Here is a 14,320-nt window from a genome sequence, read left to right as displayed (position 1 = left end):
TGTAGATCCAGCCAGTGCGGGACCTGCTGGTCCGTGACGAGGTAGATGTTGCGGATCCAGGGCGCGTACATGTCGATGGAGCGCAGGGAGTACCGCAGTTCGTCGCGGTCCCGGAAGCGGGCCGCACTGGTCGCGGCGTCCTCCGTCTCCAGGCCCATGGCGGCCAGAACGGCGTTCTTGCGCTCCAGCCACGCCATGTCCGCGCCGTTGACCCAGGTGTAGACGGCGTCGACGGGAAACGCGACGTCGCCGTGGAGGGTCTGCGCGTAGGGAGCGACGGTCGGATAGTGGCGCCCGCCGAGGGTGATGCCGGCCCTGTGCATGGCGCGGACGGGAACCCGGTCGCCGATCAACGTACGCGCGGGGGCCTTGAGATGGCTCTGGGTCTCGTCGTCGGGATCGTTGTCCCAGAAGGAGACGGTGCAGCCGTAGACGGCGCCGAGGCGCAGGATGCGCGAAGGGGACACGACGTTCTGGTACACGCGGACGCCCGAGGCCGGGGTGTCCGCGTACGGTCCCACCAGCCCGGCCAGGACCGTGGCGACCGTCTTCTGGCCCTCGTTGAGGACCGCGGCGTACACCGCGTCCTGGGTGTAGCGGTCGGCGATGGCCTTGAAGACGTCCTCCTTGTACACGGCGTGCACCGCGATGGTGTGCCGGACAAGGTGGTCGCGTACCACGAGATAGGGGATGCCGGCGGCTTCGAGGGCGTTCGCGGCCAGCGCGAGGTTCTGCTGGACCACGTCCCAGGGTGACTCCCACTCCAGCGTGCGGCACACCTGCCCGCCGTCCTTGACGAGGTCTCGCCGCTTGAGCAGCCGTGCTTCCAGCGCACGCTGGTCGGAGGTGCGCACGGTGGTGGCCGGTGCGGGTGCGGCGGCGGGAACGAGACCGTCGGCCCCGCTGTAGTAGGCGTGCAGGGCCTGTCGTTCGGCCTTGGCCTCGGTACGGCGGCCGCTGTCGCGTTCCGCCACCAGATCGTGGAAGATCCGCTCCCAGGCGGCGGTCACCACGCCGGGCGAGAAGCGTTTGACGGACGCGAGGGCGGCGGCGCCCATCCGCTGCCGCAGATCGGTGTCCTGGATGAGGTACATGAGGGCTGACGCCAGGGCGTCGGTGTCGCCGGGCGGGACGAGGATGCCGGTCTGTCCGTCGATGACCACTTCGCGCGGCCCGTTGGGAGAGTCGTACGAGACGACGGGGACACCGGCCGCGTGCGCCTCCGCCAGCACTAGGCCGAACGCCTCGTTGCGTGAGGTGAGTGTGGCGATGCTGGCCTTGGCCCATTCCTCCGCCAGGTGCCGCGAGTTGCCGTTGAGCTGGACGCAGTCGTGCAGTCCGAGCATGTCGATCTGCCGGCGCAGGGCACCGCTGAGCGGCCCGTCGCCGAAGATCCGCAACTGCCAGTCGGGGTGGTACCGGGCCACGGTGGCCCAAGCGGTCACGGCGTGATCGATCTGCTTCTCCGCGACGAGCCGGCCGGCGATCACCACGGTGCGGGTCTGAAGGGTCGAGCGGGGCCGGAAACCGCTCGGCAGGGCGTTGGGGACGACCTCCAGCCGGGGTGCGGAGTCGCCGAGGGTCTCGGCGAACCAGTCACGCGTGCGCTCGCTGAGCACCGCCAGGGCGTCCAGCCGGGCCGCGTACCGACGCAGCGGCTCCCCGCTGGTGCCGCGCAGCTCGGAGACGCGGTGCTCCTGGTGGACGGTGATGACGTGCGCCGGCGCCAGCTGGACGGCCAGCGCCATGAGGGCCGGCGTGGTGGTGACCAGCACGTCCGTGTCCGTGTCCTGGAGGGCCAGTTCCAGTTCCAGGTCGGAGAGCCGGTTGAACGCCGACTCCCAGGAGCGGTCGACGATCTGGCTGGGCTGCGCGGCCAGCCCCGGCCACACCGAGTCGCCGACCTGGGTGTGGCGCAGGGGACGCGGGACGGCGGACGTCAGGTCGATCAGGTAGTCGACCCGGACCCGCTCGTGGGGGGTGAAGAACTGCTCTCGTTTGCTCTTGAAGACGCTGAGCACCCGGACGTCGTGCCGGGCGGCCAGCTCGGACGCCTGGTTGAACACCGCCCGTTCGGTGCCGCCGACCGCGTCGGCCGTGGTCAGCAGGAACGTGATCTTCATGTGGCGGTTCGGCCTGCCTCGGGCATGCGCGTGCAGGTGACCCGGAGATTTCCTGCGGGGGTGTAGCGCGGTTGGACGATCATGGGAAGTCGGCCCGGCGGGGTGATCGCGAGACTGCGCATGGCGAACACCCGCAGCGGGTTGCGTACGTCGTGCAGCCGGCGTCCCAGGCGCCGCGACCGTCCGGTGCGGTCGGCCAGGACGATGTCCCAGTGCTCCGGCCGGGTGCCGCGCGGCGGCATCCGGTCCAGCGGCACCTCGACGCGGAAGGCCCCCGCCTCCAGGGCCGTGACGGGCTGCTCGATCCGGCGCCCGGAGGCGACGAACTCGGCCCACGGCGTGTCGGCCCGGTCCCCGAGCAACCGGAAGTCCACGGTGACGCCGGCATGCGTCATCCGTACCTTGGTCACCTCGGCGGAGGGACGGGCGCCGGTGCTGACGAGACGTGCGCTGCCGCGGAAGGAGCGACCGATCCGGTGGCGCTCCCCGGTGACCGGGGAGGCCGCCATGGGCTTGGTCGGGCCCTCGTACGGCATGGGCGGCTGGAGCAGCAGGAAGGACAGGGTGCGGGAACGGCGCCCCGACAGGCGCAGGCGCAGCCGCCAGCGCCCGCTGTCCACCGGAACTCCGCCGACGTCCGCGCCGAGGAGGACGGCGGCGTCGACGAGGATCTCGCCGCCGGGGCCCTCATAGGCGTGGGCCTCCGTCGTGAAGCGACGGCGGCCGCGTTGCAGCACGACCTCGGCCCGCTCGGGCAGCCGCGCGGAAGAGGGCAGCTCGGCGTGCAGGTTGATGGTCTGTCCGTCGAGGATGGCCGCGTAGCGGAGTTGTGCCGTGCGGCCTCGGCGCAGGGGCAGGAAGAGGCGCAGCATGAGCAGGTTGCGCAGCGCCGCCGCTCGGGAGCGCACGCCACGGCGCGGGCGGCCCGCCCCGCCGCTCGCCGCAGCGGGGCTCTTGGCTCGTGTGGTCATGGTCCGGCGTGCCCCAGTTCGGCGACCCGTGCGCCCTGCTCGGCCGGCCGGCGCGGAGCAACGATGCCGGAGGCCGTTTCGAAGGGGCTGGGCACCGGGAGGTAGGCGTCCAGGAAGTCGGCGACCATCCGGGACTGGGCCTCCGGGTCTCGTGCGGTGACGGTGTCGTTCATGCAGAAGGTGTCGAAGTTGCGCCGTGCGAGGAGGTTGTTCAGCCTGCGCTGCGCGAGGTTGTCGGCCAGGTCGATGTAGACGTAGCGGATGTCACCGACCGTGGCGCGTGCCGACTGGTAGGCGTAGTAGTGGTGCAACGAGGAGGCGATGGGCACGTCGCTGGGCGAGCGGAACCGCGAGTGCTGGGTCACGCGGTGGGCCTTGTCGTAGACCTGTTCGATCTCCGCGAGGATGCTGCGCCGCAGTGCGTGCGGGGTGTGCTTCATCTTCTGGGAGATGACGGTGCCGAACTGCTGGGCGATCAGTCCGCGGCTGTTCTTGCCGGCGGCGTTGACGGGGAGGTCCTCGGTACTCGCCCGGCCGGACGGGATCAGCGCCTTGGACTGGAAGAACTTGGTCAGCCCATTGGCGTGGAAGAACTGTCCGGGCTGCACGGGCCGGCCGAAGAACACGTCGTCGTTCAGGTAGAGGAAGTGCTCCGCCAGCTCGGGGATGTGGTGAAGCTGGCTCTCGATCGCGTGGGAGTTGAACGTCGGCAGCGCTCTGGGGTCGGAGAAGATCTCCCGGTGGTCGACCACCCTGATGCCGGGGAAGTCGGTGTTCAGCCACGACGGCACCTGTCCGGCCGTGACGAGGAAGATGTTCCGCACCCACGGGGCGTACTGGTGGATCGAGCGCAACGAGTACTTGAGCTCGTCGCGGCTGGTGTAGCGGGCGTCGTTGGCCGCCTGCTCGTGCAGGCCGGTCCCCTGGGCCCCGGTGAGCTCGTGACGCGCCAGGTTCCTGCTCGCCCTCCACTCCGGGTCGGAGTCGTCCACCCAGGTGTAGACGACGTCGATCGGGAAGAGGTGGTCGTCGGGCAGTGCGGCGGCGAACTCGGGGAGGGTCCGGGCGGGCCAGCAGTCGTTCGACGGGGGTGTTCGCGAGGCGGGTCAGCGCGGCGCCGAGCCGGGCCTGGTCGACGGCGGTGCCCAGCGGGGCGCCCGGGCGCGGCCGGGGGGCGGCCACGGGCCGTCCCGGCACCCGGGGGGCGGGAACACTACGCCGGGGCGCTGAACCGGCCCTGGGGGCGCTCGCAAAGGCGCGCACCGTATGGAGTGCGCCCCTCGCGCCCCGCGCGGCGACCGGGGCGCCCGCGCGGTGGTGGCGTCCCTCGCTGTGCAGCAGCACCCCGGGCGCGAACGGCAGCAGCGCGAGGCCGTCGAGCCCGGGGGTGAGGCGCAGTTCGGGATACGCCGTGGAGAGCAGCTGTCCGATCCTGTCGAGCCGGAATCCGTCGACCTTCTCGGTCGCCATCCGGCCGCCCACGCCATGGGCGGCCTCCAGGACCGTGGTCGTCACTCCTGCGCTGGTCAGCCGATGCGCCGCGGCGAGTCCGGCGATCCCGGCCCCCACGACGACGACGTCCGCCTGGTACGCGGGCTCAAGCACGTGCCCTCCCTGAGGTTGCGCGGCCGCTGGAGACGTCATGCCCCCAACAGGCTTGAGGGATACGCGAGTTCAGGTCGAGATTAAGGCCCGGAACGGTCAGGGGGAGTCGCACGGAGACAGGGCACGGTCGCACAGCGGTCGCATAGGGACGCGGTACGGTCGTCAAACGGTCACAAGGGGGCCCGCGCCGGTCTCACCGCGCCGCCCGGATCGCCTCGTCGATCCCCGGGAACGCGAAGCGGAAGCCCGACTCCAGCAGCCGGGCCGGCAGCACCCGGGCGCTGCCCAGGACGTCGCCGGACATCTCCCCGAGCACGGCCCGCAGCACCGGGGCCGGCACGGCGAAGGGCGTCGGCCGGTGCAGCACCCGCCCCATCGCCTCGGTGATCTCACGGTTGGTCAGCGGGTGCGGGGCGGTGAGATTGAAGGGGCCGGACAGGTCGTCCCGCGCCAGCAGATGCCGGATCGCCGCCACCTCGTCGTGCAGCGCCACGAACGACCAGTACTGCGAGCCGTCGCCCAGCCGCCCGCCGAGCCCCGCCCGGAAGAGCGGGAACAGCCGCGCCCAGGCCCCGCCGTGCCGGGCGACGACCAGCCCGGTCCGGGCGAACACCGTCCGCACGCCCGCCTCCCGGACGGGCGCCGCCGCACCCTCCCACTCCACGCACACCGACGGCAGGAAACCCTCGCCCGCGGGCGCGCTCTCGTCGACGGGCCGCCCGCCGGTCTCCCCGTAGAAGCCGATCGCGCTGCCGTTCACGAAGACCCGCACCGGCCGTTCCAGCGAGGCGACGGCCTCGGCGAGCGCCCTGGTGCCGCGCACCCGGCTGTCGCGGATCCGCGCCTTGTACTCCTCGGTCCAGCGGTGGTCGCCGACGCCCGCCCCGGCCAGGTTGACCACGGCGTCGCACCCCTCCAGCCCGGCCGCGTCCACCCGTCCGGCGCCGGGATCCCACCGGACCTCGTCCGCGCCCGACGGCGCGCGGCGCACCAGGCGCACCACCTCGTGGCCGTCCGCGGTCAGGGACCGCACCAGTGCGCTGCCGATGAGACCGGACGCGCCGGCCACCGCGATACGGGAACGTTCCGAGTCGTCCATGCGACCATCCTGCCCGGATCCACCGGAAACCACGGTCCGGGCCGCGCCGTACAGTGATCGACATGCCCGTCGCCCACATACGCCGAGCCCGGCCCGAGGACGAACAGCCGCTGCGCCTGCTCGACCGCGCGACCTGGTCGTACCTGCACGCCGTCTCGCCCCCGCCGGGCCCGGACGACCCGTTCTTCCGGGAGCACTCGGGCCCCGACGACCACCTCGTCGCCGAGCTCGACGGCACCCTCGTCGGCTACGTCCGCCTCGGCTTCCCGACGGAACTGGCCTCCAACACCCACGTACGCCAGATCCGCGGCCTCGCCGTCTCCGACGCCGCCCGCGGCCACGGCGTGGGCCGGGCCCTGGTCCGCGGCGCCGTCGAGGAGGCCCGCCGCCTGGGCGCCCGCCGCATCACCCTGCGCGTCCTCGGCCACAACACCGCGGCCCGCAAGCTCTACGAGTCCGAGGGCTTCGTCGTCGAGGGCGTCCAGCCGGAGGAGTTCCACCTCGCGGGGGAGTACGTCGACGACGTGCTGATGGGACAGCGGCTGACCTGAGCCTGCGGCGGGGGCGGCTCGTGGCGGCGGTGGTCCGCCGGACTGACGTCCCGCGGAGCGCGCGGCCCGCGGTGAGGGCTGCCTGCGGAGCGAGGGGCCCCGGGGTGAGGCGCCCGCGGGGGATGGTCTGCCGGACGGACGTCCTGCGGAGCGCGCGGCCTGCGGTGGGACGGCCCGGAGGCGAGCCCCCGAGGTGGGGACGGTCTACCGGTCGGACGGCTGGTGGGGCGGGGGCGGCTCCTGGTCGGGCGGCCGGCGGTGACGTCTTGCGGCAGGCACGGCCCGCGGAGCGAGCGGCTTGCGTCAGGAGGCGGCTTGCGGCGGGGGCTGCCTGTGCAGCGAGCGGCTTGCGGCGGGGGCGCCCCGCGGTGGCGGTGGTCCGCCGGACTGACGTCCCGCGGAGTGCGCGGCCTGCGCTGCGGGCGGCCTGCGGCAGGGACGGCTCGTGGTAGCGGCGGCCCACGCTGGGGGCTGCGGGGCGGGCCCGCGGGCGGGCGGTTCCACCCGGTGGCGTGGTTCGCGTCGCGGGGTGGGCGGATCCGCCGGACAGTGGGAACCATGCGTGTCTTCCGAGGTCCGCGCGGTCCACGGGAACGGCGTCCGGACCGCATACCCGCCCCCGCCCGGCTGCTGCTCGGCTGCCTGCCCGGCCTCGCCGCCGTCGCGGCCCTGTTCCTGTGCGCGAGCGGTGTGGAACGGGCCGTCGAGACGACCGCCCGCTCGGCCCCCGCCGGCGCCGCCCGCCTGCACACCGCCCCACGGCCGCACGTCGTGCCCCGCTCGGTCTGGCTGGCCGGCGAGGCCCGCGCGCAACCGGCCCCGCGCTACGACGACGAGATCCGCGCCGTCTTCGTCCACCACACCGACACCCCGAACGGCTACGACTGCGCCGACGTGCCGGGCATCCTCCGCGGCGTCTACACCGGCCAGACCGGCGCCCGGGACTGGGACGACATCGGCTACAACTTCGTCGTCGACCGCTGCGGCACCATCTACGAGGGCCGCGCCGGCGGCATCGACCGCCCCGTCACCGGCGCCCACACCCAGGGCTTCAACCACCGCACCACCGGCATCGCCGCCCTCGGCACGTTCACCGCGGGCGTCCCCGTGCCGGACGCGCTGACCGACGCGATCGCCGCGCTGGCCGCCTGGAAGCTGGGCCCCACCGACACGGACCCGCGGGGCAAGGTCCGCCTGGTCTCCAGCAACGGCCTCAGCCGGTACGCCGCCGGCACCGCCGCCACCCTGCCCGCCGTCGCGGGGCACGGGGACGGCTACCAGACCAGCTGCCCGGGCGAGGCCCTCTCCGCCCGCCTCCCGCACATCAGGGACCTCGCGGCCCGCCTCCAGCACCGGAGCGGCTGAGGGCGCGGCTCAGCCGTCCCCGAAGCGCTCCCAGAGCCTCGGCAGCCGTTCGGCGAGGACCCGGTCGTCCTCCAGGTCGATCGGCGTGCCCCGCGGCTCGGTCGGCGCGGGCGCGATGCCGAGGTCGGGGGCGACGGTGCCGGTGAGCTGCTCGTAGGCCTCGTCGGCCGCGTAGCCCAGCTCCTCCCCGTCGCCGTCCAGCTCCTCGTCGAAGTCGTCCAGCAGCTCGGCCAGCGCGTCGGGCTCGTGCACCGCGCCCTCGTACACCTCGCGGCCCTGGCCGATCAGCCAGCACCGGAAGTAGTCGAACGCGTCGTCGCTCGCCCCGCCGAGCAGCACCCACGCGGCACCCCACAGGTCCCACGTGCAGGCCCGGTTGTAGCGGGCCTCGAAGTGGCGGGCGAAGTCCAGGACGAGATCCGGGTCCAGCTCGAGAAGCCGCTCCAGAAGCAGGTCGGCCTGGTCCTCGGCGTCACCCTCGGCGCCCCGCCGAGCGGCGTCGATCAGCTCCCAGAACTCCGTCTCGTCCATCACGCGTCCAGCATCGGCCCTGAAGGGGTGCGACGCACGTGGAGCGGAGCGGATCGTTATGTCCCGGCCGACACCCCGGACACGGTCCGGTCACCCGGCGTCGTCCCGGTACAGCCCCGCGATCCGCCGGGCGTCCCGCGCGAAACGTTCCCGCAGCGTGCCGGGCGCCAGCACCTCCACCTCCGGGCCGAGCCCCCGCAACTGCGCGTGCGCGACCTCCTCGGACTCCACCGGAAGCGTCACCGTCACCCACCCGTCCGCGTCCGGCTCCCCGCCCGCCGCCAGGACCTCCCGCGCGGCCGGCGCGTCGACGGCGTGCGGCAGCTCGCGCAGCCCCCGCGGGGACAGCCGTACGACGACCTCCGCCCGCAGGATCGAGCGGGCGAACTGCTCCGCTCGTTCCGTCCAGAACGCGGGCAGGTCGAAGGCCTCGTCCCGCGTGAAGCGCCCCTCGCCCGGCTGCACGGCCGTGAAGCGGTCGATGCGGTAGACGCGGAAGGAGCCGGCGGGCGCCGCGCGGGCGCACAGGTACCAGACGCCCGCCTTCAGCACGAGCCCGTACGGCTCCAGCTCCCGGACGACCTCCTCCTCCCCGCGCCGGTAGCGCGCGGCGAGCCGCCGGTCGTCCCAGACCGCTTCCGCGACCGCCGGCAGCAGCGCCGGCGTCTCCGGCTCCCGGAACCAGCTCGGCGCGTCCAGATGGAACCGCTGGGCCGCCGTACGGGAGGCGTCCCGCAGGGACGGGAGGAGGGCCGCCGACACCTTCAGCCGGGCCGCCGACGCCGCGTCCTCCAGGCCCATCTCGCGCAGCGCCCCCGGCACCCCGGACAGGAACAGCGCCTCCGCCTCGCCGCGCGCCAGCCCCGTGAGCCGCGTCCGGTACCCGCCGATCAGCCGGTAGCCCCCGGCCCGGCCCCGCTCGGCGTACACGGGCACGCCCGCCTCCGACAGCGCCTGCGCGTCCCGCGTCACGGTCCGCTCCGACACCTCCAGCTCCCGGGCCAGCTCGGCCGCGGTCATGGCCGGGCGGGACTGGAGCAGCAGCACCATCTTGATCAGGCGGGCAGCGCGCATGCCCACATCATGCAGGAGGCCCCCGCCGAAGCGGGGGCCTCCTCAGGTCAGAGCCTCACAGCCCGTAGCGCTCGCGCGCCTCCTTCACGGCCGTCGCCTGGACCTCGCCGCGCTTGGCGAGCTGGGCCAGGGCCGCGACCACGATGGACTCGGCGTCCACGCCGAAGTGGCGGCGGGCGGCCTCACGGGTGTCCGACAGACCGAAGCCGTCGGCGCCCAGCGAGGACCAGTCCTGCTCCACCCACTGCGCGATCTGGTCCGGGACCTGGCGCATGTAGTCGGAGACGGCCAGCACCGGACCCTCGGCACCCTGGAGCGCCTGGCGGACGTACGGCACCCGCTCCTCGCCGCGCAGCAGCGCCGCGTCGGCGTCCAGCGCGTCCCGGCGCAGCTCGGTCCAGGAGGTCGCGGACCACACGTCGGCGGCCACGCCCCACTCCTCGGCGAGCAGCTTCTGCGCCTTCAGCGTCCAGTGGATCGCCGTGCCGGAGCCCAGCAGCTGGATGCGCGGGGCGTTGGCGACCGGGGTCAGACCCGCCGACTCCGCCGTGTTGAAGCGGTACAGGCCCTTGACGATGCCCTCGTCGACGCCCGCCGCGGACGGCTTGGCCGGCTGCGGCATCGGCTCGTTGTAGACGGTCAGGTAGTAGAAGACGTTCGGGTCCTCGTCCGGGGCCGCCTCGCCGTACATCCGGCGCAGACCGTCCTTGACGATCGCCGCGACCTCGTAAGCGAAGGCCGGGTCGTACGTCAGCGCCGCCGGGTTGGTCGCCGCGATGGCGGGGGAGTGACCGTCCGCGTGCTGGAGGCCCTCACCGGTCAGCGTGGTCCGGCCGGCGGTGGCGCCGACCAGGAAGCCGCGGCCGAGCTGGTCGCCGAGCTGCCACATCTGGTCGGCCGTGCGCTGCCAGCCGAACATCGAGTAGAAGATGTAGAACGGGATCATCGCCTCGCCGTGCGTCGCGTACGACGTCGAAGCGGCGATGAAGTCGGCCATCGAACCGGCCTCGGTGATCCCCTCGTTGAGGATCTGGCCGTTCTTGGCCTCCTTGTAGTACATCAGCTGGTCGCGGTCGACCGGCTCGTACGTCTGTCCCTTGGGCGAGTAGATCCCGAGGGACGGGAAGAGGCTCTCCATGCCGAAGGTGCGCGCCTCGTCGGGGACGATCGGCACCCAGCGCTTGCCGGTCTCCTTGTCGCGGACCAGGTCCTTGACCAGGCGGACGAACGCCATGGTGGTGGCCACGCTCTGCGAGCCGGAGCCCTTGTCGAAGGCGGCGAACGCCTTCTCCGCGGGCGCGGGCAGCGGCGCCACCGGGTGCACGCGGCGGGCCGGGGCCGGACCGCCGAGGGCGGCGCGGCGCTCCTGGAGGTAGCGGACCTCGGGGGAGTCGGCGCCCGGGTGGCCGTAGGGGACCACCCCGTCGACGAAGTCGCTGTCCTTGATCGGCAGGCCGAGCAGGTCGCGCATGTCCTTGAACTCGTCCACCGAGAGCTTCTTCATCTGGTGGTTGGCGTTCTTGGACGCGAAGCCGGTGCCGAGGGTGTGGCCCTTGACCGTCTGGGCCAGGATCACGGTCGGCGCGCCCTTGTGGGCGAGCGCGGCCCGGTACGCGGCGTAGACCTTGCGGGACTCGTGACCGCCGCGCGAGTAGTGGAAGCACTCGAGGATCTTGTCGTCGGACAGGAGCTTCGCCATCTCGGCGAGCTGCGGGTCCTTGTTGAAGAAGTCCTCGCGGATGTAGGCCGCGTCGCGCGTCTGGTACGTCTGCACCTGCGCGTCGGGTACCTCGCGCAGCCGGCGTACGAGCGCGCCGGTGGTGTCGAGCTGGAACAGCTCGTCCCACGCCGTGCCCCACAGGCTCTTGACGACATTCCAGCCGGCGCCGCGGAACTGGGCCTCCAGCTCCTGCACGATCTTGAAGTTGGCGCGGACCGGACCGTCGAGGCGCTGGAGGTTGCAGTTGATGACGAAGGTCAGGTTGTCCAGGCCCTCACGGGAGGCGAGGGTGAGCGCGGTGGTGGACTCCGGCTCGTCCATCTCGCCGTCACCGAGGAACGCCCACACGTGGGAGTTCGTCAGGTCCTTGATGCCGCGGCTGGTCAGGTAGCGGTTGAACCGCGCCTGGTAGATCGCGGAGATCGGGCCGAGGCCCATGGAGACGGTGGGGAACTCCCACAGCCAGGGCAGGCGCCGCGGGTGCGGATACGACGGTAGGCCGTTGCCGCCGGCCTCGCGGCGGAAGTTGTCGAGGTGCTCCTCGGTCAGCCGGCCGTCGAGGAAGGCGCGGGCGTAGATGCCGGGGGAGGCGTGGCCCTGGATGTAGAGCTGGTCACCGGAGCCGTCCCCCTCCTTGCCCTTGAAGAAGTGGTTGAAGCCGGTCTCGTACAGCCAGGCCGCGGAGGCGAAGGTGGCGATGTGGCCGCCGACGCCGTACTTGCTCCCGCGGGTCACCATCGCGGCCGCGTTCCAGCGGTTCCAGGCGGTGATCCGCTGCTCCATCGCCTCGTCGCCGTCCACGGTGGGCTCGGCGGAGGTCGGGATGGTGTTGACGTAGTCCGTCTCGAGGAGCTTCGGCAGGGCGAGGCCGGCGCCCTCGGCGCGCTCCAGTGTGCGGCGCATCAGGTACGCGGCACGGTGCGGCCCGGCCGCCTTGGTGACGGCGTCCAGGGAGGCCCGCCACTCGGCGGTCTCCTCGGGGTCGCGGTCCGGGAGCTGGTCGAGCTCGCTCGGCTGGATGGCGTTGGGGTCGGTCATGTCGCCGCCTTCCTCAGTCGAAGGGGGTTCCCTCAAGTCAAGGGTTCAGGGGGTGCCCTAGGTCTTTGGCAGGACAGGGCGTGAGGCTTGGGTGCAAGCCCGTCGGTGACTGTAACTCCCTGATCGATGATCGATCAAAGGGTAGCGGGGCAAAACCTCTCGATCCCTGGAAAGTCGGCACGGGGTGCCTCCGGCGGTGGCACCGGGTGACTGTTCTGGTGGGTGTTTGTGCAGGTGAGCGCGGTGTAGCTCGGGTGGTTGCGGTGGTGTGGCGGCTGCGGGTGCGTCGTGGCTGATCGCGCCCACGCGGCGGAGCCGCAAATAGATACAGCCCCGCGCCCCTTCAGGGGCGCGGGGAACTGCGCAAGATCGGGGGGTCTGGGGGCGCAGCCCCCAGGGTCGGGAAGGGAAGGGGCGGCGGGGGCGAGAAAACTAGGCCCGCGGGGCGCAGCCCAGGACGTGGGCCTTCACGATCTCGGGGATACGGGGATCGTGCCGACGGAACGCCGCGACCAGCTCCTCGTGCTCCTCCGCATAAGACTGCTGCACCGTCCCCAGCCACCGTATCGACAGCGCCGTGAACACCTCGATCCCCAGCCCTTCCCACGTGTGCAGCAGCACCGAGTTGCCCGCCGCCCGCACCAGCTCCCGGTGGAAACCCACCGTGTGCCGTACCTGAGCCGTCCCGTCGGCCACCCGGTCCGCCTCGTACAGCGCGGCCACATGCGGCTCCAGGACCGAGCAGTCCTCGGCGAGCCGCTCCGCCGCCAGCTCCGCCGCGATCGCCTCCAGGCCCGCCCGCACCGGGTAGCTCTCCTCCAGGTCGGCGGCGGTCAGATTGCGTACGCGTACGCCCTTGTTCGGCGCCGACTCGATCAGCCGCAGCGACTCCAGCTCCCGCAGCGCCTCCCGCACCGGCGTCTGGCTGACCTCCAGCTCGGTCGCGATCCGGCGCTCCACGATCCGCTCGCCCGGCTGCCAGCGTCCGCTGATGATCCCTTCCAGGATGTGCTCGCGGATCTGTTCGCGCAGCGAGTGGACGACGGGCGCGGTCATGAGAGCTCCTTCGGGAGGGTCCCCTTCGGACCCCGGGGGCGTTGACGCTTAGACAATACGGCCGCCGCGCCGCGCGGGAAGGGCGCACGGGGGCGCTTTTACGCAGGTGAGACGAGACTTACACAGCGTGCCGCCGCCGGAACACGACGGTGCCCCCGCCCGGAAAGCACCGGGCGGGGGCACCGTAGAGGCCCACTGGCAGGGGAGTTACAGGCCGAGCTCGACCTCGAACTCGCCGGCCTCCAGGATCGCCTTGACCGCCGTCAGGTAGCGGGCGGCGTCGGCGCCGTCCACCAGGCGGTGGTCGTAGGACAGGGTCAGGTACGTCATGTCGCGGACGCCGATGACCGTGCCCTCCTCCGTCTCGATGACGGCCGGACGCTTGACCGTGGCACCGAGGCCGAGGATCGCGACCTGGCCCGGCGGCACGATGATCGTGTCGAAGAGCGCACCGCGCGAACCGGTGTTGCTGATGGTGAAGGTCCCGCCGGACAGCTCGTCCGGAGTGATCTTGTTGGCGCGGACCTTGCCCGCCAGCTCGGCCGTGGCCTTGGCGATACCGGCGATGTTGAGGTCACCGGCGTTCTTGATGACCGGGGTCATCAGGCCCTTCTCGGAGTCCACCGCGATACCGATGTGCTCGGTGTCGAAGTAGGTGATGGTCCCCTCGGCCTCGTTGATCTTGGCGTTGATGGCCGGGTGGGCCTTCAGCGCCTGCGCCGCGGCCTTGACGAAGAACGGCATTGGGGAGAGCTTGACGCCCTCACGCGCCGCGAAGGAGTCCTTCGCCTTGGCGCGCAGCTTCATCAGGCGGGTGACGTCGACCTCGACGACCGACGACAGCTGGGCCTGCTCGCGCAGCGCCTTGACCATGTTGTCGCCGATGACCTTGCGGATGCGCGGCATCTTGACGGTCTGGCCGCGCAGCGGGGAGGCCTCCAGGGCGGGGGCCTTCTTCGCGGCGGGCGCGGCAGCGGCGGCGGCCGGAGCCGGCGCGGCGGCCTTCGCGGCCTCGGCGGCGGCGGTGACGTCCTGCTTGCGGATACGGCCGCCGACGCCGGTGCCCTTGACGGTGGACAGGTCGACGCCGTTCTCGGCGGCGAGCTTGCGCACCAGCGGGGTGACGTAGGCGCCGTCGTCCACCGGCTGGGCGGCGGCCGGGGCGGCCGGAGCGGCAGCCGGGGCCG

General features: G+C 72.6%; 11 protein-coding genes and 1 pseudogene. 2 read left to right on the top strand and 10 right to left on the bottom strand.

All coding sequences use genetic code 11. From position 1 onward, the window contains the following. The 5 genes and pseudogenes from GTW67_RS27090 to GTW67_RS27070 form a co-directional block, all read right to left on the bottom strand. Positions 1-2,123 (bottom strand): stealth family protein (locus GTW67_RS27090; protein ID WP_161167404.1); only part of this gene is annotated, 2,123 nt, incomplete at its 3' end. Continuing rightward, positions 2,120-3,094: a hypothetical protein gene (locus tag GTW67_RS27085; RefSeq protein WP_161162892.1), complete on the bottom strand. Its 975-nt coding sequence runs from the start codon at positions 3,092-3,094 to the stop codon at positions 2,120-2,122. The genes GTW67_RS27090 and GTW67_RS27085, both read right to left, overlap by 4 nt. Then, on the bottom strand, positions 3,091-4,086 hold the full coding sequence (locus GTW67_RS27080) for a stealth family protein (protein WP_524539826.1): 996 nt from the start codon (positions 4,084-4,086) through the stop codon (positions 3,091-3,093). The genes GTW67_RS27085 and GTW67_RS27080 overlap by 4 nt, the downstream gene beginning before the upstream one ends. Then, a pseudogene (locus GTW67_RS27075) lies at positions 4,070-4,699 on the bottom strand (FAD-dependent oxidoreductase); the annotation flags it as partial. The gene GTW67_RS27080 and the pseudogene GTW67_RS27075, both read right to left, overlap by 17 nt. Positions 4,700-4,892: 193 nt before the next feature. Next, positions 4,893-5,798, bottom strand: a complete 906-nt coding sequence (locus tag GTW67_RS27070; protein ID WP_161167403.1) for a TIGR01777 family oxidoreductase — start codon at positions 5,796-5,798, stop codon at positions 4,893-4,895. A gap of 62 nt (positions 5,799-5,860) precedes the next feature. Here GTW67_RS27070 and GTW67_RS27065 point away from each other — a divergent pair, with 62 nt between their 5' ends. Beyond that, complete coding sequence (locus GTW67_RS27065) at positions 5,861-6,349, top strand: GNAT family N-acetyltransferase (RefSeq protein ID WP_161167402.1); 489 nt, start codon at positions 5,861-5,863, stop codon at positions 6,347-6,349. A 558-nt stretch (positions 6,350-6,907) separates the two neighbouring features. Beyond that, entirely contained in the window at positions 6,908-7,714 is an 807-nt protein-coding gene (locus GTW67_RS27060; RefSeq protein WP_161167401.1) for a peptidoglycan recognition protein family protein, read from the top strand. Between the two features lie 9 nt (positions 7,715-7,723). On the opposite strand, the gene GTW67_RS27055 is transcribed toward GTW67_RS27060, so the two are convergent. The 5 genes from GTW67_RS27055 to sucB form a co-directional block, all read right to left on the bottom strand. Continuing rightward, positions 7,724-8,245: a DUF4240 domain-containing protein gene (locus GTW67_RS27055; RefSeq protein ID WP_161167405.1), complete on the bottom strand. Its 522-nt coding sequence runs from the start codon at positions 8,243-8,245 to the stop codon at positions 7,724-7,726. A gap of 90 nt (positions 8,246-8,335) precedes the next feature. Beyond that, a complete protein-coding gene (locus tag GTW67_RS27050) occupies positions 8,336-9,319 on the bottom strand; it encodes a helix-turn-helix transcriptional regulator (RefSeq protein WP_161167400.1) in 984 nt (327 codons plus the stop codon). A gap of 55 nt (positions 9,320-9,374) precedes the next feature. Continuing rightward, entirely contained in the window at positions 9,375-12,077 is a 2,703-nt protein-coding gene (gene aceE, locus GTW67_RS27045; protein WP_161167399.1) for a pyruvate dehydrogenase (acetyl-transferring), homodimeric type, read from the bottom strand. Between the two features lie 432 nt (positions 12,078-12,509). Continuing rightward, a complete protein-coding gene (locus GTW67_RS27040) occupies positions 12,510-13,133 on the bottom strand; it encodes a GntR family transcriptional regulator (RefSeq protein WP_161167398.1) in 624 nt (207 codons plus the stop codon). A gap of 207 nt (positions 13,134-13,340) precedes the next feature. Next, a partial coding sequence (sucB, locus tag GTW67_RS27035; RefSeq protein WP_161167397.1) for a 2-oxoglutarate dehydrogenase, E2 component, dihydrolipoamide succinyltransferase occupies positions 13,341-14,320 on the bottom strand: 980 nt, incomplete at its 5' end.

The organism is Streptomyces sp. SID5910, assembly GCF_009862125.1.
Classification (GTDB): Bacteria; Actinomycetota; Actinomycetes; order Streptomycetales; family Streptomycetaceae; genus Streptomyces.
Note: the sequence above shows the minus strand (reverse complement) of the source record. Positions and strands in the feature narration are given on the sequence as shown.